Here is a 25,361-nt window from a genome sequence, read left to right as displayed (position 1 = left end):
GACCTTAACTGTATCGAACAGTCAGTAACAGGCCTTCGATACGATAAGCCCTGTCCTCATTAATTAGTGATGCGATTTATAAAGCTGCTTCAATACATACAATGCGTCTAAGGCTTCCCTTGGGCTCATGGCATCAGGATCGAGTTCACTGATCGCATTGAATAATTCGCTTGGCGGTTCGGTACTGCTGTCTGATTCGAGTTCATCAGTTAGCTCCGCTGGTGCATTCGCGCTGAACAGGTCAAATTGTGGTGAGGCTTGCAGGGAATGCGCCTCCAGTTCCGCCAGGTGTTTGCGCGCAGCCTTAATAACACCTTGCGGAATACCGGCGAGTTGAGCAACTTGCAGGCCATAACTTTGTGATGCCGGACCAGCCTGGACGGCATGCAGGAATACGATATTTTCTTTGTGCTCAATCGCGGACAGGTGTACGTTTTCTGCACTTGAATGAATGTCGGGTAACTGTGTCAATTCAAAGTAATGCGTCGCAAACAAGGTGTAACTTTTCGAAATGAGAATTAAGTGTCGTGCAATGGCCCAAGCCAATGCCAGTCCGTCGAATGTCGAGGTGCCACGCCCGACTTCGTCCATTAATACCAATGAATTTTCTGTTGCACCGTTCAGAATTGCCGCAGATTCAGTCATCTCGACCATGAAGGTGGAGCGCCCGCCTGCCAGATCATCGGCGGCACCGATCCTGGTAAAGATGCGGTCAATGGGGCCAATCATGGCCTCGCTTGCCGGTACATAGCTACCGACATAGGCTAGTAAGGTAATCAGTGCCACCTGACGCATAAACGTCGATTTACCACCCATGTTCGGACCGGTGATCAGGAGTAATTTACGTTCGCTGGAGAGCTGACAGTCGTTCGCGATAAAGCGTTCAATCTGGTTCTCCACCACGGGATGGCGTCCCTGGGTAATATGCAGCATAGGTTCATCTACCAGCTCGGGCGCGCACCAGTTATTTTTAGTCGCGTGATTCGCCAGACTGACCAGAGTGTCGAGCTGCGCAATGGCATGGGCGATCGCTTGTAAAGTCGTGATATGCGGCAGCAGATCTTGCAACAGTTTTTCATACAAGACTTTTTCTCTGACCAGGGCACGTTCCTGTGCTGACAGCGCTTTATCTTCAAAGGCTTTGAGTTCTGGCGTGATGTAGCGCTCCGCATTTTTCAGCGTCTGGCGGCGGCGATAATTGTCCGGTACTTTATCGGTCTGTCCGTTCGTCACTTCAATATAGAAGCCATGTACTTTGTTGTATTCGACACGTAAATTGGCGATGCCGGTGCGTGCGCGCTCTGAGGTTTCCAGATCGATTAAAAATTGCCCGGCGTTTTCTGACAGTGCGCGCAGCTCATCAAGTTCAGCGTCAAAGCCAGTCGCAATCACGCCGCCATCGCGCACCATTGTTGCGGGTTGCAGCATCAGGCTGCGCTCGAGCAAATCCAGGCATTCTGTCGGCGTCGCCAGATCCGTCAGCACTTTGGTCAGCAGATTGGTATGGTTATCGGCAATACACATCGCGACATACGAGCGTACCGTTGGCAGATGCTGCAGCCCATCGCGCAGACCGGCCAGATCGCGAGGTCGCGCTGATTGCAGTGCGATACGTGTTGTAATCCTCTCGATATCCGGAACGGAAGTCAATGTAGTGGAAAGTCCTGCCGTAGAGTCGGCTTGTATCAGCGCCTTGATCGCGTCATGACGTGATCGCGCAACCAATTGATCCCGTCGCGCATGATGCAGCCAGTGTCGCAGCAAGCGTGAGCCCATCGCAGTGCGGCAGTGATCGAGTAAGGAAAAGAGTGTCGGAGACTCTTGTCCGCGTAAAGTCTCGGTCAATTCCAGATTGCGTCGTGTCGCCGTATCGAGGCCGATGAATTCGTTTTCGTTTTCAACTGTCAGCGTGTTGATGTGCTTCAGGCCGCGACCTTGTGTTGCTTCGGCATAGCGCAATAAAGCACCGGAGGCACCAATTGCCGCGGTCAGATGTTCTGCGCCAAAACCTGTCAGCGAAGCGATCGCTAATTGATCTTGTAAGGATTTCTGACCTTGTTTCAAATCGAAGTGCCAATCAGGTACTTCTGAAAATTTACCCGGTAAGCTGGCTTGACACGATTCCAGTAACAAGCTGCCAGCAGACACCAAGACTTCGGCAGGCGAGATGCGTTCCAGCTCTTGTTGCAGGCGCTGCGGCAAGGTTTTTTCATCGCAGCTGAATTCCATCAGCTTGAGTGCGCCGCTCGCTAAAGACAACCAGGACAGTCCTGCCGTAATGGTCTTGCGTTGCTGTAAAAGGCATAGCGCTAGAAGAGGGCGTTCAGATTTTTCTGGCAGCAGATCGGTATCGGTCAGGGTGCCTGGCGTAATCACACGCATGACCTTGCGCTCTACCGGACCTTTGCTGGTTGCAGGGTCACCAATTTGTTCGCAAATCGCAGCGGACTCCCCCAGTTTTACCAGTTTTGCCAAGTAAGGTTCTAATGAATGAAATGGCACACCCGCCATTTTGATCGGCGCTCCATTCGAGGTGCCGCGTTGAGTTAAGGTAATCCCCAGCAGGCGTGTGACTTTTTCCGCATCCTCAAAAAACAGTTCGTAAAAATCCCCCATCCTGTAAAAAACCAATGTGGTCGGATGATCGGCTTTGATGCGTAGGTATTGCTGCATCATTGGGGTGTGATTACTTTTTTCTGTCGTCATAACTCTTTGATTTTTCTTGTTTTGTTTGTTAAGTGTTTGAATGATTGGTGATTATTTCTAATTGGCTCGTTTCACTAGATACCGCCAACACCTACCAAAAACCAACAACACTTCTAATTTAGCGTAGCTTTTTACAACCACTATTTTTAAAAGTTACGCTAGTATTCGCCGGTGAATTTTTTCTTTAAAAAGCTACGCCGGATAAATTATGTAATTTGATGCCAGACAAGCCAAGCTATTAACACCCGGAGCGCACCTTATCATAGACGATTGCCCGGGTCTACGGTTTGAAGCGAGTAGTACAGGACGGGCGTGGATCTATCGTTTTAAAAGCCCCATTGATGGCAAGATGCGTCAGGTGAAAATAGGGCAGTGGCCAGCCCTGTCTTATCTGCTGCTGTTGAAGCGTGGGAGCAGCTGCGTGATGTTCGTTCGCTTGGCCGAGATCCGGCGCTTGAGAAGAAAACAGTCAGGCAAGAAGAAAAACAATTGGTGGTGCAAGCCAAAATAGAAAAGAAGCTGGCAACCTATACGGTGCGAAAGCTCTGTGAAGATTGTTACCTAGGTCACATCGTCCGCAATCGTGCGGAGAAGGGGGCGAACGAAATCAAGCGCATGTTTTCAACGATGCTTGATGACATCACGGACTTATCAATGGCGACCTCGTCAATCTTTACCGCGTCGTCAAAAATCACCTTGAGGAATTTGTCCGGCAATTTAAATATGCGTTGTCGAGTAGAGATGTTTTAAATGGCTGCAAGAGACGCCGCCACATACCCTTACAGACATCCAGCGTGCAGCTAGGTTCTTCTACCGGCAGCAGCACGCGTTCAGCGGCAAGGTTGATGGACATAGCTGGGGTACTGCGACTACCGCGCCACCAGTTAATTTATTACGTATTGAAGAGAATCTGTCTGCAGCGCATTTGCGGCTGGCCAGCGCGTTCATTGAGAACTTGGACTGTTACAAACTGATGGAAAAATATGACCGGCCACATACGTTCTTTTATCTTGATCCGCCGTATTGTGAGACCGAAGGTTATGGCGTGGACTTTGGCATCGAGCAGTATGAAAAGATGGCGTCGATGCTTCGGACTATTAAGGGAAAGGCAATCGTCAGCCTGAACGACCATCCGGATGTACGTCGTATCTTTGCTGGATTTGAGATTGATACGGTACCGATTAAATACAGTGTGGGTGGTGGCGCAAAAACCGTGGATCGGTCATAAGTGATTATCTATAGTTGGGATCGATCACAAGATCCTGTGGGGCTTTTTTAGCCAAGCGAATTTAAAAAAAGCCCTGATTTTAACTCAGGGCTTTTTAATAATTATTAAGCTGCTTCTAGTATCTTATGCGATGGACGTATAAGTAACTCGAACGGAATCCCTAGAGCTTCATTTAATTTCCAAATCATCGGCAAAGTTAATTGACGCGTACCTGCCAATATCTCATAGACACGATTTGTCCGGCCTATCATTGGCTCTAAATCTTTTGGAGTTAATCCCTTCTGTTCCATACTGAATTTGATTGCATCAATGGGGTCAGGTAGGTTTATGGGAAAGTTTTTAGCCTCATAAGCATCAACAAGTGTTGCTAGAATATCTAAGCGATCACCTTCAGGAGTCCCTAATTTAGCTGTCATTAGAGATTCTATTTCCTCCAATGCAACATGATAGTCATTTTCAGTTCGAATTGGTTTGATATCCATGATTACCTCTTCAGATGGTTTGCGCATCAATTGCGTCGTACTGCTTATGTGTCCCGATAAACTTGATATAGATAATTCCAAAGTCGTAGTTTATCCAAGTGACAAGTCTGTATTTATTTCCGGCGATGTTGAAGACTACGCGACCTTCTCTCAATATGCTTGCTGACCCGAAGTCAATTTTAACGTCGGCCGGTTCTTGCCACGAGGCCTTTAAAGCATGTCCATGCCAAGACAGTAAAGGTGCTTTTGAGTCGGAATAATCAGGTTGTTCAAAAAAATTGATAAGTGTCGGTTTGGAAAGTATGCGCATGAATAAATCATAGTCCCAATTTGGGACTAGATCAAGTTTTTTTTGAATTAATATGGGGGGTAGCTGGATAGAATTCCTGCTGCTTCAGAATATCGATGTGGCGTATCTTTTAGCGTAACTTTTTCTAGCTAGTAATAGTCTTTATAGGGGAAACACGCCGCTGCATCATTGGGGGTGTGGCTGTTTTCTGCTGCTTTCATAAAACCTTAATTTTCTTGATTCGGTAGTTTTGGTAGTGGTGCGATGCTGGGCTGCGCTTTATTTCAGTCTGCCGCGCATTGATCTGCCCCTTTGTAACGGTAGATACATTATTTACGAGATCAGAATCTGCGCTGCCAGAAAAAATATTCACGTGGGTGACATCACATATCAGCCATGCAGCGATGCAGCCATAGTCAGTACGCGGGGTCAGAACATTATCATAGACGAATATCGCAGTCTATGGCACAGAGATGGGGATCGTTATCTGGACTGAGGGGGACTATGTGTCCGGAGTGATTTCTGGTGCGAAAGCCAGATGAACTATTGCTGCACGCGCTGCTGTTTTTAAACCCGTCAATTCTTTGTGCTGAGGTCGTGAGGTCGCAAGATATAAGGTCAGTCCTTGCAGTTGCGCGACCATCAGTGCGCCGCGCAGCTCGCATTGTTCTGGCGCTAGAGTGGGCATGCGGCTGCGAATCAGATTGCGAAATACTTTGCGTGAGCGGGTCAGCATCTGATCAAGGATGTCTGCGGCGAAGGTGTGCCGGTAGGCCAACGCCCATAATTCTGACAGCATGCCACTCGATTCTGGTGTGCTGATGTCATCCAGAAAATAATCAATTAAGGCTTCAAACTGATGTTGATCAAGATTGCTTGACTGACTGCCCGAGGGGGCGAACAGATCAACTGCGGCCTGATAGTCTTGCAGTGTCTGTGATAGCAGCGCTTCGATTAAGTTGTCTTTGCTGGGATAGTAGTGCTGCACCGTCGACAGGTTGACGCCAACTCTGGTGGCGACGGCGCGCATCGACAGGCCCGCATATCCGTCATTCGCAAAAATTGTCCGTGTCGCTTCCAGAATCGCACGGGCACGTTCGTAACCCTTCCCTGTGGTTTCTGATTCCTTGTTGCGTAGCGGGCTGGTGCGGCTGGAGCTCATCCGGTTTTTTCTGGAGTTATGGTGGTTTGGTCAGTTAGGTCGGCGGATTATGGCATTCATTGACAAATGGGTCAATTGACCTATAGACTCGATTCATGTAGCCGATCATCAAAATAAAAACTAATTCCAGGAGCAAAACATGATTCCACGTACGCTTTTTGGCGACGATCACCACTTATTTCGGGATACCGTCCGGCGCTTTATGGAGACCGAGGTCGCGCCGCATCACGCACGCTGGGATGAGCAGGGTTTTGTCGACCGGGATCTGTGGCGTAAAGCAGGTGCTGCCGGATTGCTGTGTCCCAGCATGCCTGAGCAATATGGTGGCTCAGGCGTCGATATTCTGTTCAGCGTGATTTTGATGGAAGAGCAATTCAGGATAGGCGCCTTGGGTCCGGGTTTTGGTTTGCACTCGGAAATTGTGGCGCCTTATCTATTGCATCAGGGGAGTGAGTATCTGAAATCGACGTATCTGCCGAAGCTCGCAACTGGCGAAATGATCGGTGCGATTGCGATGACTGAACCTGGTGCCGGTTCGGATTTACAAGGAATTAAAACGAGTGCGCTGCGAGAGGGAGAGCACTATATTTTGAACGGGTCAAAAACTTTCATCACAAATGGCTGGCATTGCGATCTGGTGATCGTCGTTGCCAGGACCGATCCTGACGCAGGCTCCAGAGGTATCAGTTTGTTTGTAGTTGATACGTCAATGCCTGGTTTTACTAAAGGCAAGCGATTGCACAAAATGGGTATGAGCGCACAAGATACCTCTGAACTGTTCTTCGATCAGGTTCGTGTGCCTGCACAGAATCTGTTGGGTGAGGAGGGACGTGGCTTCGCTTATTTGATGCAGGAACTTCCCTGGGAGCGTTTACAAATCGCCTTGACCGGCGTCGCCGCTGCTCAGGCTGCTCTGGAGTGGACCATCCAGTACACCCGCGACCGTAAAGCGTTTGGCAAATCGGTGATCGACTTTCAGACGGTATCGCATAAGCTGGCGGAAATGAAAACCGAGATCGCCGTAGGTCAGGTGTTCATCGATCGCTGTATAGAATTAAAACTAGCCAACCGGCTCGATGCCGAGACTGCGTCTATGGCGAAATACTGGGCAACGGAAATGCAATTTAAAGTCATGGATCAATGTGTCCAGTTGCATGGCGGGTATGGCTATATGCATGAATATCCCATCGCGCGGGCTTGGGCAGATGCACGGGTGCAGCGGATCTATGGTGGCACTAATGAGATCATGAAAGAATTAATCAGCCGCACACTTTGATAGGACAGCATATGGATGCATTTATTTATGATGCCTTGCGGACGCCGCGTGGCAAAGGGAAAAAGGATGGTGCTTTGCATGGTGTTACGCCGCTCGAATTGGCTGCAACACCCTTACGCGCTTTGCGTGAGCGTCATCATCTTGATACCGGATTGATTGACGATGTAGTGCTCGGTTGTGTTACGCCAGTAGGGGAGCAAGGAGCATGCATTGCCCGCCTGGCCGTTCTCGCGGCGGATTATCACGAGAGCGTATCGGGTGTGCAGGTCAACCGCTTTTGCGCTTCTGGCCTGGAGGCAGTGAACATGGCAGCGGCGCAGGTAATGTCAGGTCAGAGTGCATTGTCTATCGGTGGTGGTATCGAGTCGATGTCACGTGTTGCCATGGGGAGTGATGGTGGCGCCTGGCCAGTCGATCCGCAAGCGGCGATAAAAAATTATTTTGTACCGCAGGGTGTTTCTGCTGATGCGATAGCGACGCAATCAGGGTATTCGCGCAAGGATGTTGACGCCTATGCGGTCGAAAGTCACCGCCGTGCTGCGATTGCCGTGCAAGCGGGTTGGTTTGGTCGGTCGATTGTGCCGGTCACGGATATCAATGGTCTGATCATGTTAGATAAAGATGAAACGATACGTCCGCAAACCACGCTGGAGTCGCTTGCCGCTTTGCGTCCATCATTTGCTGATATGGGGGAGCGATGGGGTTTTGATGCGGTGATAGGTCAGCGCTATCCTGATCTGGATAAGGTGCAGCATGTGCATCATGCCGGTAACAGTTCTGGCATTGTCGATGGTGCAGCCGCCGTGTTGATCGGCAACCGTGCTATTGCTGAACGTACCGGCATGACACCAAGAGCACGTATCCGCTCGTTCGCCACTATCGGGTCTGAGCCATCGATCATGCTGACGGGACCAAGCTATGCTGCAGAAAAAGCACTAAAGCGCGCCGGCATGAGTGCAAAGGATATTGACTTGTTTGAGCTCAATGAGGCCTTTGCTGCGGTAGTTTTGCGTTTCATGGAAGTCATGTCAGTGCCGCACGATAAGATGAATGTGAATGGCGGTGCGATTGCGATGGGGCACCCGCTCGGTGCAACGGGGGCGATGATACTGGGTTCCTTGCTGGATGAACTCGAGAGACGCGATCTCTCGACCGGGCTGGCCACCTTATGTGTCGGTGCCGGGATGGGCATTGCTACGATTATTGAGCGGGTGTGAGGAGATGACGATGATATTGAGTCTCGATGCGCAAGGTATCGCCACCATGAATTTTGACCAGACATCTCTACCTCAGATGGATGATCTGCTTCTGGTTTTAGACGAAGCGATCAATGACGATAATGTGAAAGGGTTTTTGCTGTTAGCGTCTGGCAGTAATTTTATTGCAGATGAAAAAAATGCCGATGAAGGCGACGTAGCAAAACTATTTGCAAGAATGCTTGAGCGCCACCGCGTGTTGCGCCGGTTAGAAACTTGCGGTAAGCCGGTTGCCATTGCCTTGTCCGGCGGTGCTGCTGGCGTTTCTCTGGAGCTGGCTGTGGTTGCGCATTATCGCGTTGCCTCTGATGTAGTAACGGCTCAGTTTGGTATCAGCCCAAATTCTTCGGGTCGCATGCCGGGATCTGGCGGGACGCAACGTTTGCCGCGCCTGGTCGGTATACAAAATGCCTTATCCATGCTTCTCGACAACAAAAAAATAAGCGCAGCCGAAGCCCTGGCGCAACAACTCGTACATGCTCTGGCACCGGCAGGCAGTGAGTCCAATGAGGCGCGCCTATGGCTGCTCAGCAGGCTGGTGCAGACAAGCGCCGTACAACAAAGCTGGGATGTCAAAGGATATAAAGTACCGGGTGGTGCCGTGTCCAGCCCGGCGATACAGCAATTATTGATGATCAGTAATGCGATGCTGCGGGCAAGAAGTCATGCGCACAATCATGTTTTGGATAGAGCCTCCGTGAATACCTTATCGAGTGTATACGAGGGATTGATCACCGATATCGACACAGGTTTAAAAACAGAAGCACGTTACTTTGTGAATACGATAAGGTAAATTCATTTGAGTTTTGAAGCGATATCAATTATCTGAAAAACTATCTGAAGAATCATCTGAGATTTTTATAAAGGGATAAGGATGGCAGTTCTTTCTGGTGTGCGGGTGATCGAGATTGCGGGCATTGGCCCCGCTCCTTTTTGCGGTATGTTGCTGGCAGATATGGGCGCTGAGGTCATTCTCATCGAGCGCAAGACGAGCAGATTTGGCGATCCGCTTGATCTCGCTGAAAATGCCATCGTGAACCGCGGCAAACGCTCGCTGGCACTGGATCTGAAAGATCCGCAGGCGCTACAGGCGTTGCTGCACCTGATCACCAGTGCTGACGCTTTAATTGAGGGTATGCGCCCTGGTGTCATGGAGCGTCTTGGACTTGGCCCGGAGGTCTGTCATGCAGTGAACCCCAAACTCGTATACGGACGGATGACGGGCTGGGGGCAAGATGGACCGCTGGCACAAGCGGCGGGACATGACCTCAACTACATCGCCTTGTCCGGCGCTCTCTGGTACGCCGGTGCTGCCGGAACTCCACCTGTAGCGCCACCCACTTTGGTCGGAGACATCGGCGGAGGTGCTTTGTATCTGGCGATGGGCGTATTGGCAGGCTTGTTAAGTGCACGTACCACCGGGCGCGGTCAGGTTGTGGATGCGGCGATTGTCGATGGCAGTGCCAATATGATGAATCTGCTGTTGTCCCTGCATGCTGCGGGACAGCAGCCATATGAGCGTGGTCAGGGTTTGCTGGATGGACCGCACTGGTATGGTAGTTACATATGTGCTGATGGCGGATGGATTACGATCGGCGCACTGGAGCCACAGTTTTATCAGATACTGATAAGCCGACTTGGACTGGGTGAGGTGCCTGAATTTAAAAACCCTTATGACCGGCAACAATGGCCGTCATTGCGTGCTCGCTTAACGACGATCTTTGTGAGTCAGCCGCGGCAACATTGGATCGACTTGCTGGAGGGCAGTGACGCTTGTTTCGCACCCGTGCTGACACCGGCGGAGGCGATGGCTCATCCCCATATCGCGGCACGGGGTATCTATGCCCGACATGAGGGAGTACTTCAGGCAGCTCCCGCACCACGATTTTCTGTTTCTGCAAATGTTGTTCCCGGTAAGGTGGCAAAGCGCGGAGCCGATAGTGCCGCAGTATTGCGTGAAGCGGGATTGAGTGCGGATGAGATTGCCCAGTTATTGAAATGAATCCGCGTGGTGGGTTACACGTCTGAGAAAGTAAAGCTCATGAATGAATTTGACTGCTATGGTGCAGTGTCTAGATGTCTTGCGTGCGATCAGCAAAACGCCGGAGGTATTGCTCGTATTTTTCGCCGAATTGGATAAAGCGAAAACGCAGCACATCGTTTTTGACCGGTATGTGGAGCAACTTAAGACGGTGTTAGGTGATACCGCTGATCTTGAGTACCGTGCGCGTGACCTGATCGACAGGATGGCACTGGCTTTGCAGGTAGCACAACTGTTAATGTCAGCACCGGTCTTTGTGTCAGACGCGTTTTGCCGTTCAAGATTGGATAGTCAAGGACATCATCAATATGGCGCGTTGCCGCGACATATTGATGTGAAAAGCATTATTGAGAGAGCGATGCCTGGATAAGGCCTACATCATGCCTTGACGTTCCCAGTTGATAATAGAGCACATCTTATTCATCGCTAAGAGATGAATTCTTTGGATGCTTTGGATTAATTGGGGCGGACATCATTCTCTCTGAAAATACATCAGAACGGCTTACGCGCCGCCGCGACCGCCTGAGCGACGCGGTGTGGATTGCTTGACGACCGGGCGTGACGGGTGACGTGCATCGCCGCTACGTTGAGCGGGTTTGCCTGCTGCACCTGCACTACTGCTATTACCCCCACCACCACCGCTACGTGCCGGAGCGTTTTGACGTGGTCGGTTGCCACCACCATTGCCGCCACTGTTACCACGCGGTTGACCTTGAAAGCTACGCAACTGGATTGGCTGCGCTTTCGCATGCGGATCAGGAATGAAACCGTCAATGATCTCTTGCGGTAATTGACGCTTGATCAGTTTTTCGATGTCAGCCAGAAGCTTGAATTCATCCACGCAAACCAGCGATACGGCTTCACCAGTTGCGCCAGCACGGCCGGTACGGCCGATACGATGCACATAGTCTTCCGGTACGTTTGGTAAATCATAGTTGACGACGTGCGGCAATTGATCAATGTCGATCCCGCGCGCAGCGATATCGGTTGCGACTAAGACAGTCAGACTACCGTCTTTAAATTCGCTCAGGGCTTTGGTACGCGCCGACTGGCTCTTATTGCCATGAATCGCCATGCCATTGATGCCGTCTTTGGCGAGTTGCTCAACCAGCTTGTTGGCACCATGTTTGGTACGCGTAAAGACCAGTACCTGAGTCCATTGATGCGTTTTGATCAGGTGAGCGAGCAGGGGATGTTTTTTATCGCGGTCGACCGGATGCACTTTTTGTGCAATCACTTCTACCGTTGAATTGCGGCGCGCCACCTCGATCATCGCCGGATTATTTAACAGGCGATCTGCGAGTGTTTTGATCTCATCTGAAAAAGTCGCTGAGAACAGCAGGTTTTGACGTTTTGGCGGCAAAATCGCGAGGACTTTTTTGATGTCGTGAATGAAGCCCATATCCAGCATGCGGTCGGCTTCATCAAGTACCAGGATTTCAATATGACGTAAATCGATCGTGCCTTGCTGATGATGGTCGAGTAAACGGCCTGGTGTCGCGACCAGAATATCAACTCCGTTTTTGAGCAGCTTGATTTGCGGATTAATGCCGACGCCGCCGAAAATGACGCCTGAATTCAGATTCGTATATTTGCCATAAGTGCTGACACTTTCTTCGACCTGTGCAGCCAGTTCACGTGTTGGTGTCAGCACCAGTGTACGAATAGGGCGACGGTCGGTTTTGTTTTGTGGTGTTGTTGCAGAGGTCGATAAACGCTGCAAAATCGGCAGCGTGAAACCCGCAGTTTTGCCAGTGCCTGTCTGCGCACCAGCCAGCAAGTCGCCGCCGCTGATGACGGCAGGAATCGCTTGCTTTTGAATTGGGGTAGGGGTGGTATAGCCTTGCTCGGTCACAGCACGAACAATATTCTCGGACAAACCGAGTTCTGAAAATGACATAATTTATTTCTACTTAACTTCTACTTGATGACCACGCAGTGCAGATTTTTTCTGTATTGCATGTTAAATACTCGGGTAGAGTATTATTTAAAGGCCTAATAAAACAGTGCGGAATCAGGAGTATTTTTAACTATACTCCCCCATTCAGCCTGCATTCTTCAGGCGGGCGATACGGTACGATACATTATAAATACGATACGTCGATAAGCTGACGTGGTGCGCTATATAAACTAAGCGCTGTATGAACTAAGAGTTCACAGTTTATATGGAGCTTCTTGGTTCTTTTGCAAACTGTATGGACTGATTGCATATTTATTTGCCAGCAAAGGCTTGCAGAGCGCCGACCATTTGGGCAAATACCTTTGGTGTGCCGGCCAGAACGTCGCCTTTGTGCAGGTAGTTGCCATCGCCGGAAAAATTACCGACGATGCCGCCAGCTTCGGTGATCAGCAATGAACCCGCTGCGATATCCCAGGGTGCCAGACCTTTTTCAAAGAAACCGTCGAGGCGACCCATTGCGACGTAGGCGAGATCCAGAGCGGCGGCGCCTGGTCTTCTCAGACCCTGACATTTGGTCGTCATGATTTTGAACATTTCCATGTATTCATCCAGACCGGATAAGTCACGTGCAGGGAAACCTGTGCCGATCAGTGCATCAGCGATTTTGTCGCAACGGGTAACGCGGATGCGTTTGTCGTTCAGGAAGGCACCGGCGCCTTTGCTGGCCGTGAACATTTCATTGCGGGTAGGATCGTAGACTACGGCTTGCGTAATCACGCCGCGCTGTTGCAAGGCAATAGACACGCAGTATTGTGGAAAGCCGTGGATAAAATTCGTTGTACCGTCAAGTGGATCGATGATCCAGACATTGTCGTTGTCGTCGTGAAGATTGGCGGAAGCCCCGGACTCTTCTGCCAGAATCGCGTGATCCGGATAGGCAGTTGTCAGCACCTCAATGATCGCTGCTTCGGCAGCGCGGTCGACTTCAGTCACAAAATCATTGTATTGTTTTTCCGTGACCTGGACGCGGTCGAGGTCAAAAGATGCGCGGTTAATGATAGTCGCGCCACGACGAGCGGCCTTGATAGCCGTATTGAGCATTGGGTGCATAAGGGTTTCCGTTAAAATGGCGGCATTATTGGTGCGGACATCGAAACCGATATCTGCAAAAAAAGATGCCACACAAAAATGAATTAAAGAGCGTCGCGTTACATCGCGGCACGATTAACATGCCTTGGATAAACGCGTAATTGCGCTATTTTAAATGAACTTGACCCAAACTGACACATCTCTTTTCAAACGCCTGCGCTTCGTTTTGGTAGAAACTAGCCATCCTGGCAATATTGGTGCCGTTGCCAGGGCGATGAAAACGATGGGGTTCTCCGAACTGATTCTGGTGAATCCCCGTTTTCCTGATGCGTTAAGCAATCCTGATGCGATCGCTTTTGCCAGCGGAGCACTAGATGTGCTGGAGTCTGCCAGAATTGTCGATTCTATTGACGCCGCCCTTGATGGCTGCCAATTGGTTGCGGCAGTCAGTGCAAGATTGCGGGAGTATTCTCCACCGGTCTGTACGCCACGCGAGCTTGCACTCCGTGCAGGGCAAACTGGCGCGTCGTCCAGCAATGCGCCCATTGCTCTGGTTTTTGGCAACGAGCGATTTGGCCTGCCGAATGACATCGTCGTCAACTGTAATACTTTGATCAATATTCCGGCGAATCCTGATTATTCTTCGCTTAATCTGGCGCAGGCGGTGCAAGTGCTGGCTTATGAGTGTCGTCTGGCTGCTCTTGGCGATAAATTGCCTGTCACTGATATCGGTTTTCATGGCGAGGCGGCATCTGCCAACGATATTGATGGCATGTATGCGCATCTGGAACAGGCGTTGATTGCGATTGATTTCCTTGATCCTGCCAGTCCCAAAAAGCTGATGCCGAGATTGAAACGGATGTTTTCACGAGCTCAACTAGAAACTGAAGAAGTGAATATACTGCGCGGAATTGCAAAGAAAATTTTGCATTTCAAAAGTGTGAAGTAGCGTCTGTTTTAGTCTGGCTTGAGATATAAAACACCGACATTCAGGGACGGCTTGTCCCAAGTTGGCACAATATAATTTCTTATTGGAAATGAATTGTTGTGGCAAATGATAAATAAGTTGAAATCCTCATACTTGACGGTCTTTTTTAAAGGCAATTGCTTTTGCCTTTGTTATAAAGCAAGTAAGATTGGCAATATTAGTTTAGTCAATTAGGTATCTTTTTTTGCGGTTTGCGAAAATTATTCTTGCTAAGTGTTTTTTGAGGAACTGATTATTTTTTATCGCACCCGTCGATTCGTTGTCACTTTGCTTTTTATCGCCGCTCAGATGTTGATCGCTGCGATGCCTGCTTACGCCTTAGGTCTCGGCGAGATTCGTCTGCAATCAGGATTGGGCCAGCCTCTGAAATCGTCTATTGTCTTGTTAGGTAATGACGCAAGTGATGTGAGTCAGATTTGCATTAAGGCGAAGGTAGAGACCTCTGAAAGCGGTTTTTTAGCAACCGGTAATGTTGCTTTGGTTCAGTCCGGCGGTTCCAAGACGATTTACATCACAACTCGTCAAGGCTTGTCTGAACCTGCGGTCAAAGTCACGATTGATATCGCTTGTGAAGTGCAATTGCATCGCGAATACATGCTCTTGTTAGACCCGCCGCAATTTAATCAAAATGAGAAGGCTATTTCTTTGCCGCTCATACAAGGCACTCAAAGTTCATCAGCAAGTCAAATATCTTCGTTACCTCAAGCTTCTTCCGCCTCTGCTCAGGACGAGCCAGCGCTCACCAGGGTAAAAAAAAGTTCTAAAAAAGTGAGGGCTTCTGCAAACAGTGCAGAATTAGCAGGAGAAGCGGCATTTTCAGAAAAAGCCAATACGCCAAAATCCCCGGATAAGTCGAAGAGTCATAAAAAAAATTCCACAGAACATAAAGATGTTTTAAAGCTCTCGGATGAAACGATGGTCTTGCCGCAAGGCTTGCGCATGAGTGACAGCCTGACTATGGGAGGCGAGGCGCAGAGCGCAAGTAATATGGCCGAGCTTCGCGCAGCACAGGCACATCTGGCAGCGTTGTTGCGTGGTGACAGCGGCCAGCCGGAAACACAATCAACCCAATTAAAAGCCGACCAGCAAAAACTATCCAGCCTGCAAATGGAGGCGGCGCAACTCAAAAAACAAAGCCAGATTGACAGAGCTGCGCTGGATGAGGTTAAGGAAAATAGTTTTTCCCGCAATTGGGTGATCGGTTTGTCCGCCTTCATTGTGACGGGATTGCTGGTTATTGTGATGTTGCTGGTTTATATCAATCGCATACACAAACGTACCGAGAGCTCCTGGTGGGCGCAACATGCGGACAAACCAGTTGAAAGAAAAAATATAGAAGATATCGTCAACAACATACAGGCCTCGTATGAGCCAACGACGACCAGCGGACGTTTTCAGTCGTTTGAGGATAGTCAGCCCATGTCGTTTGGCGGGGTGGATACGATGTCAAAAGCAGGTTCTCCCGATATAGATGCGATGGATACAGATTCGCCGGCAAGAGGTGGGCGGGGGCGCACGCCGACGCTGGAAGAAAGTAATAGCAGCACCTTTAATTTCTTCTCCACGAGAGGCAGTTCAGTCAAGGTTGAAGAGATCTCTGACGTCACTCAGGAAGCCGAATTCTGGATCTCGGTCAATGATCCTCAACGAGCGATTGAGATTCTGGAGCCGCAAAGTCTGGTCGAACATCCGGATTCGCCCGTGCCCTGGTTGTATCTGCTGGATCTGTATCATGCGACAAATAATCGCGTGAAATACGATGCCTTACGCGACCGTTTCATCTTGTTTTTTAATGCCAATATTCCTGAGTTTGATGTGGATCACACGACAATTGTGAGTCGTCATCTTGAGGAGTTTCCGCACCTGATAGAGCGTATTTGCAGTATGTGGAATGGCGGTGATATCGTACCGTTTCTGCAAAGCTTATTAGTCGATGACCGTGATGGTACGCGGATAGGATTTGATTTGCCGGTGTATCGCGATATTTTGTTATTGATTGCCATCGCAAATGAGTTGGAACGTAATGCCAGCGCAGGTCCTGCAGGTAGTGGCTGGGCACATGCGCCGGATGTTGTCAGTCATATTGAGCCTGGCGCCGACGATGCCATCATTATCCAGTCAGACCCACATAGCATTGATTTTGAAGCGATTGATTTTCATAAAAAAACCTGAACTATGCACTAAGGTCTGTAATTCACAATCAGGTGTATTCGTCAGATAATGAGTCTGACGCACAAAATAACAAAACCGGAGACAAACGATGCTTAAATTATGTGGCTTTGCCGTCAGTAATTACCACAACAAAGTGAAGCTGGCTTTGCTGGAAAAACAAATCCCATTTGAAGAAGTTCTGGTGTGGGCTGATCGTTCCCCTGAACTACTGGCCAGATCTCCACTGGGTAAAGTTCCTTTTATCGAAACTGAGCAAGGTGCTTTGTGTGAATCCCAGGCGATTATTGATTATCTGGAGAGTGCTTATCCGGCGCATCCCCTGTTGCCTGCCGATCCTTTTGCTGCGGCAAAAGTACGGGAGTTGATTGTGTTCCTGGAATTGCATCTGGAGCTGGTGGCACGCGAGCTGTATGCAGAGGCTTTTTTTGGCGGTAAAGTCAGCGATGAAGTAAAGATGCGAGTCGAGAAGCAACTCACGAGAAATATCAAAGCATTGACGCCGATGCTTAAGTTTGCCCCGTTTGTTGCGGGCAGTGAATTTACGATGGCTGACTGTGTCGCAGTCGTACATTTTCCTTTGGTTTCAATGGCGACGAAGGCGATTTATGATCGCGATTTTTTGGCGGATTTGCCTACGCGTGATTACGTGAAAATGATGTCAGAACGCCCAGCTATGCAGCAAATCAACGCCGATCGTAAGGCGAATCAACTAGTGCTAGCAGAGCGCTCAAAAAAGTAAATTCTGTTCCGCGTTCGGTGATGTGGAATAAAAAACGGCGTCCTTTAATCAGGACGCCGTTTTTATTTTAACTACTATTGGCAATGCTATTGGCACTGCATGTTAAGTCATGTCGCCTACACTGCTAAAGCGCTAAAGCCGATGCTTAAACTGCTCTGCGCATTTTTTGGACGACGTAATTTTTTACCTCTTCTGGCGGCTCAACCAGTTTAACAATCGCAAAGGTGCAATTGTCGCCATGCCCTTCGGCTCGTTCGCGGGCTTTTCTGATCAGTAACTCAGATGCCTGACGCGGAGAGTTTGCGGCAACAGCGGCAGATAATTCTGCATCGGTAAAGTAATGCCAGAGTCCGTCAGAGCAGATCAAAAACGAATCGCCGACCTTTAATTCACTGCGTTGTCCATAAGTGATATAAGGCGGTGTCGTGCTAGAGCCGAGTACGTTCACCAGAATATTCGACATCCTGTGAGTCTTGGCTTCTTCCGCAGTAATTTTGCCTTCGTCCACCAGACGCTCTACATAGGAGTGATCTTTTGTGCGTTCGGCGAAATTCGGTCCGCTGAAACGATACAGTCGAGAATCGCCTGCATATGCCCAGATCGCCTCTTTATTTGGCGTGATCACCAAGGCGACAAAGGTGCTATGAGGTTCTTTTTCAGCAGAGACGCCGCTGAGCTTGATGACGGTATGTGCTTCGTTGACGATATGTTCCAGCAATTTTTTTACATCACCGGTCGGATAGAAATCATCAAATAATAATTTTGCAGTACGTACGACTTGTTCTGCAGCCAGTGCTCCACCGCTCTTGCCACCCATGCCATCGGCCACTACAGCCATCATATAGCCAGGGGCGTGCGGAGCCGCAAACAGGGCTGCCCTGTCTTGTTGTTCTTTCCTGTCACCAATGTGTTGTCCGGTGCCAGCTTCGATCTTATATTGGCTCATACGTCTTGGTAGATTAAACTAGCGGGTATCCTATAAAAGGTCCCAAGCAAAAACTGTTGTTCAAATTAAACTTCATTTTACTCGCAACCAGACGACTATGAGCCATCCGGAACAAATACAACAACGCATTATCGAGTTGGAAGTCGAACATCGCGATCTTGACATCGTGATTGAAACCCTGGTGAAAGACCAAAATCACGATGAATTGCAGCTACGCCGCCTTAAAAAGCGCAAATTGCAATTAAAAGACCATATTACTCTACTCAAAATGCAAATGATGCCAGATGTGCCGGCGTAAGCTGATGATCTGTTTTATTTTGTTACACTTTGCTGACTGATCCATTTATTTTGACTGAATCCACACTAGTACCGGGTGCCAAGGGCACTCATGATGACGAAGTTGAACATATTTTTGGTTTGACCGGTGCGTTAAGCGCTTCAATTAACGGATATCGTCCCCGTCAGGCGCAGACCGAGATGGCAAAAGCGATTGCTGATGCGATCTCTGGCCAAAAAACCCTGCTGGCAGAAGCCGGTACCGGCACAGGTAAGACCTATGCCTATCTGACGCCTGCATTGCTCTGGGGCGGGAAGGTGATCATTTCCACCGGCACCAAGAACTTGCAGGATCAGTTGTTCTTACGCGATATTCCAACTATCAAAAAAGTCTTGAAAGCGCCAGTATCGGTTGCTTTGCTGAAAGGGCGAGCGAACTATCTCTGCCATTTTCATCTGGAGCGTACCTTACAAAATGGCCGCCTGACTTCCCGTGAAGACGTCGGATATTTGCGTGATATTTCCCGTTTCATGAAGACCACCAGCAGCGGTGATAAAGCGGAGCTGGCACGTGTGCCAGAAACGGCCTCGGTCTGGAATCTGGTGACGTCTACCAAAGATACCTGCATGGGATCTGAGTGTCAGTATTACCAGGATTGTTTCGTCATGAAGGCGCGCAAGGAGGCGCAGCAAGCCGATGTGGTGGTGGTCAATCACCATTTATTCTTTGCTGACGTGGCTTTGAAAGATACTGGTATCGCCGAATTGCTGCCCTCGGCGAATACCGTGATTTTTGATGAGGCGCATCAATTGCCGGACACCGCTACCTTGTTCTTTGGGGAGACGATTTCGACTTCTCAAATATTGGAATTGTGCCGTGATGTGCTGGCAGAGGGGCTGTCGCATGCCCGCGACGGTGCCGAATGGGCAAAGCTTGTGGCGCCTGTCGAGCGTGCCGCGCGTGATTTGCGACTGGCATTTCCACAAGATGTTGTCCGTCTGTCCTTATCGCAAATCGCGCCGTCGAGCGAGTTTTTTCCTTCACTCGACAAACTCAAAGACACGATGGATGATCTGATCGCGGTACTGGAAAAACAGGCTGAACGGGCCGAAACCATTGAGCAATGCCGTGTCAGGGCGATTGATCTGCAAACCAAAATCGATGACTGGAAAGAGCCAGAACCGAATGCCAAGGCGGGTGCCGTGCCCAAAGCCGATTATGTACTTTGGGTCGAGGCATTTTCAACCTCCTTGCAATTGCACCGCACCCCACTGTCGATTGCGCCGATTTTTAATAAGCAGCGTGAGGGCGTGCCGCGTACCTGGATTTTTACGTCGGCTACGATGGCGGTGAAGAATGATTTTGCGCATTTTGTGTCGCAGATGGGTTTATGGAATGAGCCCGCCAGAACCTGGCCTAGCCCGTTTAATTATGCCGAGCAGGGCATCTTGTATGTACCGGAGGGAATGCCGCAGCCTAATTCTCGTGAATACACTGACGCCGTCGTAGATGCGGCATTGCCAGTGATTGAGGCGGCTGGTGGGCGCACCTTTATGCTATGCACGACGATCAAAGCGGTCAAGCATTGCGCAGAGCGGCTGAGAGAAGAATTTGAAAAGCGTCATCTGAATTTCCCTTTGTTTGTGCAGGGAGATGCAGGGCGCACGGAATTACTTGATCGCTTTCGTGCCGCCGGTAATGGGGTGCTGATTGGCAGTCAGAGTTTTTGGGAGGGAGTGGACGTGCGCGGTGATGCGTTGTCGCTGGTAGTGATTGATAAGCTGCCGTTCTCGCCGCCCGATGACCCGGTGCTCGCAGCCCGCATCGAAGCCATGGAAAAAAAAGGCTTGAATGGATTTGTCCATCATCAGTTGCCAGAGGCGATCATCAATCTGAAGCAGGGAGCCGGACGTTTGATTCGTGATGAATTGGATAAAGGCGTGTTGATGCTGTGTGATCCCCGCCTGATTTCTAAGCCTTATGGCAAACGGATATGGCAAAGCTTACCGGCATTTACCCGCACCAGAGAGCTGACGGTTGTGCAGGATTTCTTTAAAAATCTCGCCGTCGTAAAATTACAAGAAAAGTAAGTCGCTTATAGCACTCGCTACCATACTCCACTAGAGTATTTTTTAAAGTCGCAATACAGATGAGCGGGAATAAGATGATTTTAAAAGGAAATTAGGGGAGTATCTGTAAGTGAGTGAAAAAGGGCGCTTCAGTATTATAAACTGAAGCGCCCTTTTTATTGATGCGGTTAAGCTGATTGATGCCTGATTACCAGATGGATACGCGTTCAGCAGGCGGCAAATACATTTTGTCGCCTTCTTTCAGATTGTAGGCTTTGTAGTACTCGCCCATGTTGCGCAATGTGCCGTTAGCACGGATTTCGCCAGGAGAGTGCGGATCAGTTTTCAGGCGAACGATCATTGAAGCTTCGCGCATTTTCCCGCGCCATACCTGAGCAAAGCCCATGAAAAAGCGTTGGTCGCCAGTCAATCCTGCAATTACTGGCGCAGGCTTGCCGCCAAGTGATAATTTGTAGGCTTTGTACGCAATGGCCAGACCAGAGTTATCCGCAATGTTTTCGCCAAGGGTCAGTTCGCCGTTCACGAAGTAACCCGGAAGCGGGCTGAAGCTGCTGTACTGTTTGACCAGTGTCGCTGTTTTGGCTGCGAACTTCTCGTGATCTTCTTTGGTCCACCAGTCACGCAAATTACCTAAGCCGTCGTATTGCGCACCTTGATCATCGAAACCGTGGCTGATTTCATGACCAATCACTGCGCCGATGCCACCATAGTTCACTGCATCATCGGCTTTCGCATCAAAGAATGGCGGTTGCAAGATCGCTGCCGGGAAGACGATTTCGTTCATCTCCGGGTTGTAGTAGGCGTTGACGGTTTGTGGTGTCATGCCCCATTCTTCGCGATCAATCGGTTGCCCCAGTTTATTTAACTCAACCTGAGAGGCAAATGAGCGCGTATTGCGTAAGTTGGCGACGGCATCACCTTTGACTATTTGCAGTGCGGAGTAGTCGCGCCATTTGTTTGGGTAGCCGATTTTAGGCATGAAAGTCGCCAATTTTGCCTGTGCTTCTTTCTTCGTTTCTGGACTCATCCAGTCAAGCGTGTCGATACTTTGCTTGTACGCCAGCAGCAAATTGCTGACCAGTTTTTCCATCTTTACTTTATGGCCAGCGGGGAAATATTTTTCTACATACAGCTTGCCCAGACTTTCACCCAGACCGGCATCTGCCAGACGCACACCACGTTTCCAGCGCTCTTCTTGCTTAGGTACACCCATCAGCGTGGTGCTCTTAAATGCAAAATTTTCATCGGCAAATGCTTTCGGCAATTGGCTTGCCGCAGAGCTTAATAACTGCCATTTGAAATACGCTTTCCAGGTATCAAGCGGGGTATTGGCAATAACGGTATTAAAGCCTGTCAGATAGCTTGGCTGGCTGATGATCAGATAATTGATTTTGCTTTGCACGCCAAGTGTCGTGAGGTAGCCGGTCCAGTCGTAGCCTGGCGTCAATGTATCTAGTTTGCTGAGCTCAATTTTGTTGTAAGCCTTGATTGGATCGCGTAACTCCACTTTGCTCCACTGGATTTTTGCCAGTTCTGTTTCCAGCGAGAGAATGTCGGCTGCCGTTTTTGCGGCCGCTTTGTCACCTGCCAGAGCGAGCATCGTCTCAATATGTTTCAGGTATTTGGCACGAGCGTCCTTGAGCTTGGCATCGCCATCGTTCAGATAATAATCGCGGTCTGGCAAGCCGAGGCCTGACTGGCCGACGTCCAGTACGTATTTGGTGGAGTCTTTATTATCTTGATGAACAGAGATATCAAGCGGTGCATTGACGCTGACTTTATTTAACCAGGCAATGAAAGCCGGAATCTGTTTTTTGTCAGACAGGGCGGCGACTTTGGCAAAATCGGCATCGAGTGGCTTCAGGCCCAGAGACTCGATGTGTTTTGTATCCATGAAAGTGGCATACAGATCACTGATTTTTTGCGCTTCTGAACCAGCTTGTGGTTTTTGTTTGTTCAGGCCTTCAATAATGCTATGCAGGCGCGGCACTACGGCTTCACGCAAGTCCATGAAGGCGCCAATAGATGATTTGTCGCCAGGGATTTCTGCTTTAGTTAGCCAGGTGCCGTTCACATGACGATAAAAATCGTCTTGCGCGCGTACAGTTTTGTCGTTGTGTTTGGTGTCAATGCCCGCTAATAGAACAGCTGAAGCGGATGCAGTCGTATTAACTGCTTCAGCTGCGTAGGCGCTGGTGGCGCCGGCAAACATGAGCGCGATCGCGCTGAGAACTTGTGCTTTCACTAATAATCTCCCTGGTAGTGAGGTAAGGCTTGTTGTTTTAACTAAATGAATCACTGGCAATATCGCTTAGCAGCGCGGGCTTAATTCAAAGTGCCGCCTTGAGCCTTGCATCACGTAGACCAGCATTGTTGTTGCGAGTTCGCCCGACGCCGCAAATTCTAATCAATTTTTTTCAAATTAATTAATGTGAATGAAAATAAACAGAGCAAAGTTGATAAAAACCACGAAATGCCGAATTCAATCCGGTGCTGAGTCAAATTGTATGAAGGTTAGTCAGGATGTCTCCAATGATGGTATCTATCGATTTCTAAGAACCGTGAAGATCCTGATTACCAGTAAGCTGCGGTCTATCGATTACAATGCGGCATTCTTTCTCATTTTTTCGTATAAAACATGCCTGACTTGCAATCATTGAGTCAACTATTGGTGGAATTCAGGGATAAGCGCGACTGGAAACAGTTCCATAGCTTAAAAAATCTGATTATTTCTCTGCATCTTGAAACTGGCGAATTGCTCGAACTGATGCAGTGGAAAACGGATGAAGAAGTGATCGCATTGCAAGCCGATCCCGGGTTTCAGCGTGATCTGTCTGGCGAGTGTGCTGATGTATTGCATTATTTGCTGCTAATCGCCGAACAAAATGGAATCGATCTGATCGCGGCCGCAGAAGAGAAAATCCGTATCAATGAGAAACGCTATCCTGTAGGACTGATCTACGGCAGTGCGAAAAAATATACTTCGCTCGATTAGAAGAGCTTAGAAGTAATCACGGATCTTACTTGCGAGGTCGGGCAAATTACCTATTGCGCCACTTTTGCAAGATTAAAAATAAATAAGGAAAACTATGAACGACAATTTGACCATCGATGAATTTAACGCGCTGGAGCTAATTAGCAAATTACGCAAGGGCGATACGCCGAATGCCTGTATAGGCAGAAACTCTAAGCGTTTGAATGGCCTGAAATTTATCAAGTATCATAAAGATGGCATTTTCGAAATGACAGAAAAAGGCTTGCAGACCTTGTTCGTTAAACGATGTATAGAAGGTTTGCGATTGGTATCTCAAGATGCAACAACGACATTGGCCAAGGATGTGGCGACCTTTTTAAGTAAAAAAGGTCACATTATTGAATCGACTGAGGGCGGCTTTGCGATTACGGATAAAGGCCGCGACTCTTTAGTTGATATTGATAGTGCACCGGCAGTACGTGTCTAAAACATCTAGCTTAACTACCATTAACTAAAGTCAGATGCGATGACGCATCTGTCGAATATGCATATCAAACGCATATCAAGTATTTTTCAGTAAGGTCAGTCTTTGAATTAAAAAACTGACCATCAATTACTTTGCGGAATGGGACGCCGGTGGTAGTGAAGCCGGGACCATTCTCCTCTGCCCAGAGTTTTGCCTGCAGGTCAAAATCGACTACATTCATTCCTAGCATTTCCGCTGAGACGACAAATTTGGCACCGGGTTTTTGGCGCGCTACGATAGCTGCTAACGCTTCTTTGTTCATGCTTGTCATATTTGTGTTTGTTTAAGTGTCGGTTTCGACCATATCCCAGTTATCTTCCTCGTTATAACGGGTCAGCCAATTTACAGCGTGATGCCATTCGGGAATGATGTCGCAACGAATATTGCCGACGGTCGTCTTCCCAATCAAGTTGGCATGCCTCACCGCCCAATGAACACGGTATAGCAGATCGGCCCAATCTAAAATTTTTGATTTAGAACGCATTTGTATCGCTTGTTGCAAGACGCTGGCGTTTTCCATACCTTGTGGAAAATAGCGTAACAGTTTATCTAAACTAGATACTTGTAAACTGAGCTCGATATCCGGCTGGATGCCAGCGCACCATCCCAAAAAAAACAAGCGTTCTTTTTGTGCAGAGAAGTAAGCGCGTTCATTTTCAGTCCAGTGATCAGTTAGCAAGAAGCTTTTCTCTCTCTCTGATAAATAACCAGTCATTTGGTTGGCGGTAAGGTATTCGCGAAAGTAGTGCGCCTCCCCAGATTGCGCAGCACTAGTTACTGCCCACAAGGCGATCAGCCTTTCGAAAAGAGATGTTGTATCACGTAGGGTGACTTCTTCATCCGATTCAATCAGCGGGAGTTGTAGATTGATGCGGATGCCGCGCTTATGCAGCATCGTCTCGGATAAAAATTTGCGATTTTCTGGATTCATACTTTAGTGCTCATAAAAATACTTTAACAATTATTTGCCATTTAATAATATTGATGGAAAGTGTTTTATCACATGTTTACATCTGATTGTTGTTTCGTATTCAGAAGCTTGATTCGCCTTGAGAGATGCAACTTCACTATACTTTGCTACTAAACCAAACTATTTATAAAATATTGGTCGAATAAGCTTGCCAATGGCGGAAGGAATTTGCTATAGTTCGGCTCCCGTCGAGAGGCGGGAAGGTAAGGAAGAGAAAGAGAAGCGGTTGATACGGATGTTAGAAGTGGGA

At 48.8% G+C, this 25,361-nt stretch carries 22 protein-coding genes and 1 pseudogene; 13 read left to right on the top strand and 10 right to left on the bottom strand.

Going from position 1 to position 25,361, the window contains the following annotated elements:
• Nucleotides 1–63: 63 nt before the first annotated feature.
• Complete coding sequence (mutS, locus tag ACO0K4_RS19060) at nucleotides 64–2,706, bottom strand: DNA mismatch repair protein MutS (protein WP_422958260.1); 2,643 nt, start codon at nucleotides 2,704–2,706, stop codon at nucleotides 64–66.
• 650 nt (nucleotides 2,707–3,356) lie between these two features.
• Between mutS and ACO0K4_RS19055 the strand changes: the two are divergent.
• Nucleotides 3,357–3,934: pseudogene (locus ACO0K4_RS19055) on the top strand (DNA adenine methylase); the annotation flags it as partial.
• Nucleotides 3,935–4,038: 104 nt separating this feature from the next.
• On the opposite strand, the gene ACO0K4_RS19050 reads toward ACO0K4_RS19055, so the two are convergent.
• From ACO0K4_RS19050 to ACO0K4_RS19040, 3 genes are all read right to left on the bottom strand, one after another.
• Nucleotides 4,039–4,416 carry a helix-turn-helix domain-containing protein gene (locus tag ACO0K4_RS19050; protein ID WP_422958259.1) on the bottom strand — a complete coding sequence of 126 codons (378 nt, stop codon included), beginning with the start codon at nucleotides 4,414–4,416 and terminating at the stop codon, nucleotides 4,039–4,041.
• A gap of 10 nt (nucleotides 4,417–4,426) precedes the next feature.
• Entirely contained in the window at nucleotides 4,427–4,726 is a 300-nt protein-coding gene (locus tag ACO0K4_RS19045; protein WP_422958258.1) for a type II toxin-antitoxin system HigB family toxin, read from the bottom strand.
• 481 nt (nucleotides 4,727–5,207) lie between these two features.
• Nucleotides 5,208–5,867, bottom strand: coding sequence for a TetR/AcrR family transcriptional regulator (locus tag ACO0K4_RS19040; RefSeq protein ID WP_422958257.1), 660 nt, complete (start codon nucleotides 5,865–5,867; stop codon nucleotides 5,208–5,210).
• Nucleotides 5,868–6,006: 139 nt separating this feature from the next.
• On the opposite strand from ACO0K4_RS19040, the gene ACO0K4_RS19035 reads away from it, so the two are divergent.
• From ACO0K4_RS19035 to ACO0K4_RS19015, 5 genes are all read left to right on the top strand, one after another.
• Nucleotides 6,007–7,143 (top strand): acyl-CoA dehydrogenase family protein, encoded by a 1,137-nt coding sequence (locus ACO0K4_RS19035; RefSeq protein WP_422958256.1) that lies wholly within the window; start codon nucleotides 6,007–6,009, stop codon nucleotides 7,141–7,143.
• Nucleotides 7,144–7,154: 11 nt separating this feature from the next.
• Nucleotides 7,155–8,360, top strand: a complete 1,206-nt coding sequence (locus ACO0K4_RS19030; protein ID WP_422958255.1) for an acetyl-CoA C-acetyltransferase — start codon at nucleotides 7,155–7,157, stop codon at nucleotides 8,358–8,360.
• Between the two features lie 4 nt (nucleotides 8,361–8,364).
• Nucleotides 8,365–9,192, top strand: coding sequence for an enoyl-CoA hydratase/isomerase family protein (locus ACO0K4_RS19025; protein ID WP_422958254.1), 828 nt, complete (start codon nucleotides 8,365–8,367; stop codon nucleotides 9,190–9,192).
• An 81-nt stretch (nucleotides 9,193–9,273) separates the two neighbouring features.
• The gene (locus ACO0K4_RS19020; RefSeq protein ID WP_422958253.1) at nucleotides 9,274–10,401 is read left to right on the top strand and encodes a CaiB/BaiF CoA transferase family protein; all 1,128 of its coding nucleotides are present in this window, start codon (nucleotides 9,274–9,276) and stop codon (nucleotides 10,399–10,401) included.
• 43 nt (nucleotides 10,402–10,444) lie between these two features.
• A complete protein-coding gene (locus ACO0K4_RS19015; protein WP_422958252.1) occupies nucleotides 10,445–10,810 on the top strand; it encodes a hypothetical protein in 366 nt (121 codons plus the stop codon).
• Between the two features lie 132 nt (nucleotides 10,811–10,942).
• On the opposite strand, the gene ACO0K4_RS19010 is transcribed toward ACO0K4_RS19015, so the two are convergent.
• Nucleotides 10,943–12,340, bottom strand: a complete 1,398-nt coding sequence (locus ACO0K4_RS19010; RefSeq protein WP_422958251.1) for a DEAD/DEAH box helicase — start codon at nucleotides 12,338–12,340, stop codon at nucleotides 10,943–10,945.
• Between the two features lie 312 nt (nucleotides 12,341–12,652).
• Nucleotides 12,653–13,450 (bottom strand): inositol monophosphatase family protein, encoded by a 798-nt coding sequence (locus ACO0K4_RS19005; protein WP_422958250.1) that lies wholly within the window; start codon nucleotides 13,448–13,450, stop codon nucleotides 12,653–12,655.
• A gap of 154 nt (nucleotides 13,451–13,604) precedes the next feature.
• Between ACO0K4_RS19005 and ACO0K4_RS19000 the strand changes: the two genes are divergently transcribed.
• From ACO0K4_RS19000 to ACO0K4_RS18990, 3 genes are all read left to right on the top strand, one after another.
• Nucleotides 13,605–14,378 (top strand): RNA methyltransferase, encoded by a 774-nt coding sequence (locus ACO0K4_RS19000; protein ID WP_422958249.1) that lies wholly within the window; start codon nucleotides 13,605–13,607, stop codon nucleotides 14,376–14,378.
• Nucleotides 14,379–14,705: 327 nt separating this feature from the next.
• A complete protein-coding gene (locus tag ACO0K4_RS18995) occupies nucleotides 14,706–16,589 on the top strand; it encodes a type IV pilus assembly protein FimV (RefSeq protein ID WP_422958248.1) in 1,884 nt (627 codons plus the stop codon).
• A gap of 88 nt (nucleotides 16,590–16,677) precedes the next feature.
• Nucleotides 16,678–17,328 (top strand): glutathione S-transferase family protein, encoded by a 651-nt coding sequence (locus ACO0K4_RS18990; protein ID WP_422958247.1) that lies wholly within the window; start codon nucleotides 16,678–16,680, stop codon nucleotides 17,326–17,328.
• Between the two features lie 145 nt (nucleotides 17,329–17,473).
• Here the strand turns inward: ACO0K4_RS18990 and ACO0K4_RS18985 are convergent, their stop codons facing one another.
• The gene (locus tag ACO0K4_RS18985) at nucleotides 17,474–18,274 is read right to left on the bottom strand and encodes a PP2C family protein-serine/threonine phosphatase (RefSeq protein ID WP_422958246.1); all 801 of its coding nucleotides are present in this window, start codon (nucleotides 18,272–18,274) and stop codon (nucleotides 17,474–17,476) included.
• A 97-nt stretch (nucleotides 18,275–18,371) separates the two neighbouring features.
• Here ACO0K4_RS18985 and ACO0K4_RS18980 point away from each other — a divergent pair, with 97 nt between their 5' ends.
• Both ACO0K4_RS18980 and ACO0K4_RS18975 read left to right on the top strand, forming a co-directional pair.
• The gene (locus ACO0K4_RS18980) at nucleotides 18,372–18,572 is read left to right on the top strand and encodes a YdcH family protein (protein WP_422958245.1); all 201 of its coding nucleotides are present in this window, start codon (nucleotides 18,372–18,374) and stop codon (nucleotides 18,570–18,572) included.
• A 50-nt stretch (nucleotides 18,573–18,622) separates the two neighbouring features.
• The gene (locus tag ACO0K4_RS18975; protein ID WP_422958244.1) at nucleotides 18,623–20,641 is read left to right on the top strand and encodes an ATP-dependent DNA helicase; all 2,019 of its coding nucleotides are present in this window, start codon (nucleotides 18,623–18,625) and stop codon (nucleotides 20,639–20,641) included.
• A 187-nt stretch (nucleotides 20,642–20,828) separates the two neighbouring features.
• Here ACO0K4_RS18975 and ACO0K4_RS18970 read toward each other — a convergent pair whose 3' ends face one another.
• The gene (locus ACO0K4_RS18970; protein ID WP_422958312.1) at nucleotides 20,829–22,853 is read right to left on the bottom strand and encodes a M13 family metallopeptidase; all 2,025 of its coding nucleotides are present in this window, start codon (nucleotides 22,851–22,853) and stop codon (nucleotides 20,829–20,831) included.
• 426 nt (nucleotides 22,854–23,279) lie between these two features.
• On the opposite strand from ACO0K4_RS18970, the gene ACO0K4_RS18965 reads away from it, so the two are divergent.
• Both ACO0K4_RS18965 and ACO0K4_RS18960 read left to right on the top strand, forming a co-directional pair.
• A complete protein-coding gene (locus ACO0K4_RS18965; RefSeq protein WP_422958243.1) occupies nucleotides 23,280–23,636 on the top strand; it encodes a nucleotide pyrophosphohydrolase in 357 nt (118 codons plus the stop codon).
• Between the two features lie 94 nt (nucleotides 23,637–23,730).
• Nucleotides 23,731–24,102 (top strand): hypothetical protein, encoded by a 372-nt coding sequence (locus ACO0K4_RS18960; protein WP_422958242.1) that lies wholly within the window; start codon nucleotides 23,731–23,733, stop codon nucleotides 24,100–24,102.
• Nucleotides 24,103–24,166: 64 nt separating this feature from the next.
• Here ACO0K4_RS18960 and ACO0K4_RS18955 read toward each other — a convergent pair whose 3' ends face one another.
• Nucleotides 24,167–24,403 (bottom strand): hypothetical protein, encoded by a 237-nt coding sequence (locus ACO0K4_RS18955; RefSeq protein ID WP_422958241.1) that lies wholly within the window; start codon nucleotides 24,401–24,403, stop codon nucleotides 24,167–24,169.
• Between the two features lie 21 nt (nucleotides 24,404–24,424).
• Nucleotides 24,425–25,072, bottom strand: a complete 648-nt coding sequence (locus tag ACO0K4_RS18950; protein ID WP_422958240.1) for a DUF4272 domain-containing protein — start codon at nucleotides 25,070–25,072, stop codon at nucleotides 24,425–24,427.
• Nucleotides 25,073–25,361: the final 289 nt, after the last annotated feature.

The organism is Undibacterium sp. RuTC16W (assembly GCF_049339445.1).
GTDB lineage: Bacteria > Pseudomonadota > Gammaproteobacteria > Burkholderiales > Burkholderiaceae_D > Undibacterium.
The sequence above is the reverse complement of the archived record's forward strand: the minus strand, read 5'-3'. Positions and strand labels throughout refer to the sequence as shown.

What these genes read in the sequence shown, in the direction of transcription:
- ACO0K4_RS19045 (WP_422958258.1), bottom strand. Translation starts at nt 4,726, where the DNA reads ATGCGCATACTTTCCAAACCGACACTTATCAATTTTTTTGAACAACCT.
- ACO0K4_RS19015 (WP_422958252.1), top strand. Translation starts at nt 10,445, where the DNA reads ATGAATTTGACTGCTATGGTGCAGTGTCTAGATGTCTTGCGTGCGATC.
- ACO0K4_RS19035 (WP_422958256.1), top strand. Translation starts at nt 6,007, where the DNA reads ATGATTCCACGTACGCTTTTTGGCGACGATCACCACTTATTTCGGGAT.
- mutS (WP_422958260.1), bottom strand. Translation starts at nt 2,706, where the DNA reads ATGACGACAGAAAAAAGTAATCACACCCCAATGATGCAGCAATACCTA.
- ACO0K4_RS19050 (WP_422958259.1), bottom strand. Translation starts at nt 4,416, where the DNA reads ATGGATATCAAACCAATTCGAACTGAAAATGACTATCATGTTGCATTG.
- ACO0K4_RS18950 (WP_422958240.1), bottom strand. Translation starts at nt 25,072, where the DNA reads ATGAATCCAGAAAATCGCAAATTTTTATCCGAGACGATGCTGCATAAG.
- ACO0K4_RS18985 (WP_422958246.1), bottom strand. Translation starts at nt 18,274, where the DNA reads ATGAGCCAATATAAGATCGAAGCTGGCACCGGACAACACATTGGTGAC.
- ACO0K4_RS19010 (WP_422958251.1), bottom strand. Translation starts at nt 12,340, where the DNA reads ATGTCATTTTCAGAACTCGGTTTGTCCGAGAATATTGTTCGTGCTGTG.
- ACO0K4_RS18955 (WP_422958241.1), bottom strand. Translation starts at nt 24,403, where the DNA reads ATGAACAAAGAAGCGTTAGCAGCTATCGTAGCGCGCCAAAAACCCGGT.
- ACO0K4_RS19030 (WP_422958255.1), top strand. Translation starts at nt 7,155, where the DNA reads ATGGATGCATTTATTTATGATGCCTTGCGGACGCCGCGTGGCAAAGGG.
- ACO0K4_RS19025 (WP_422958254.1), top strand. Translation starts at nt 8,365, where the DNA reads ATGACGATGATATTGAGTCTCGATGCGCAAGGTATCGCCACCATGAAT.
- ACO0K4_RS18970 (WP_422958312.1), bottom strand. Translation starts at nt 22,853, where the DNA reads ATGTTTGCCGGCGCCACCAGCGCCTACGCAGCTGAAGCAGTTAATACG.
- ACO0K4_RS18980 (WP_422958245.1), top strand. Translation starts at nt 18,372, where the DNA reads ATGAGCCATCCGGAACAAATACAACAACGCATTATCGAGTTGGAAGTC.
- ACO0K4_RS19000 (WP_422958249.1), top strand. Translation starts at nt 13,605, where the DNA reads ATGAACTTGACCCAAACTGACACATCTCTTTTCAAACGCCTGCGCTTC.
- ACO0K4_RS19020 (WP_422958253.1), top strand. Translation starts at nt 9,274, where the DNA reads ATGGCAGTTCTTTCTGGTGTGCGGGTGATCGAGATTGCGGGCATTGGC.
- ACO0K4_RS19040 (WP_422958257.1), bottom strand. Translation starts at nt 5,867, where the DNA reads ATGAGCTCCAGCCGCACCAGCCCGCTACGCAACAAGGAATCAGAAACC.
- ACO0K4_RS18965 (WP_422958243.1), top strand. Translation starts at nt 23,280, where the DNA reads ATGCCTGACTTGCAATCATTGAGTCAACTATTGGTGGAATTCAGGGAT.
- ACO0K4_RS19005 (WP_422958250.1), bottom strand. Translation starts at nt 13,450, where the DNA reads ATGCACCCAATGCTCAATACGGCTATCAAGGCCGCTCGTCGTGGCGCG.
- ACO0K4_RS18960 (WP_422958242.1), top strand. Translation starts at nt 23,731, where the DNA reads ATGAACGACAATTTGACCATCGATGAATTTAACGCGCTGGAGCTAATT.
- ACO0K4_RS18990 (WP_422958247.1), top strand. Translation starts at nt 16,678, where the DNA reads ATGCTTAAATTATGTGGCTTTGCCGTCAGTAATTACCACAACAAAGTG.
- ACO0K4_RS18995 (WP_422958248.1), top strand. Translation starts at nt 14,706, where the DNA reads ATGTTGATCGCTGCGATGCCTGCTTACGCCTTAGGTCTCGGCGAGATT.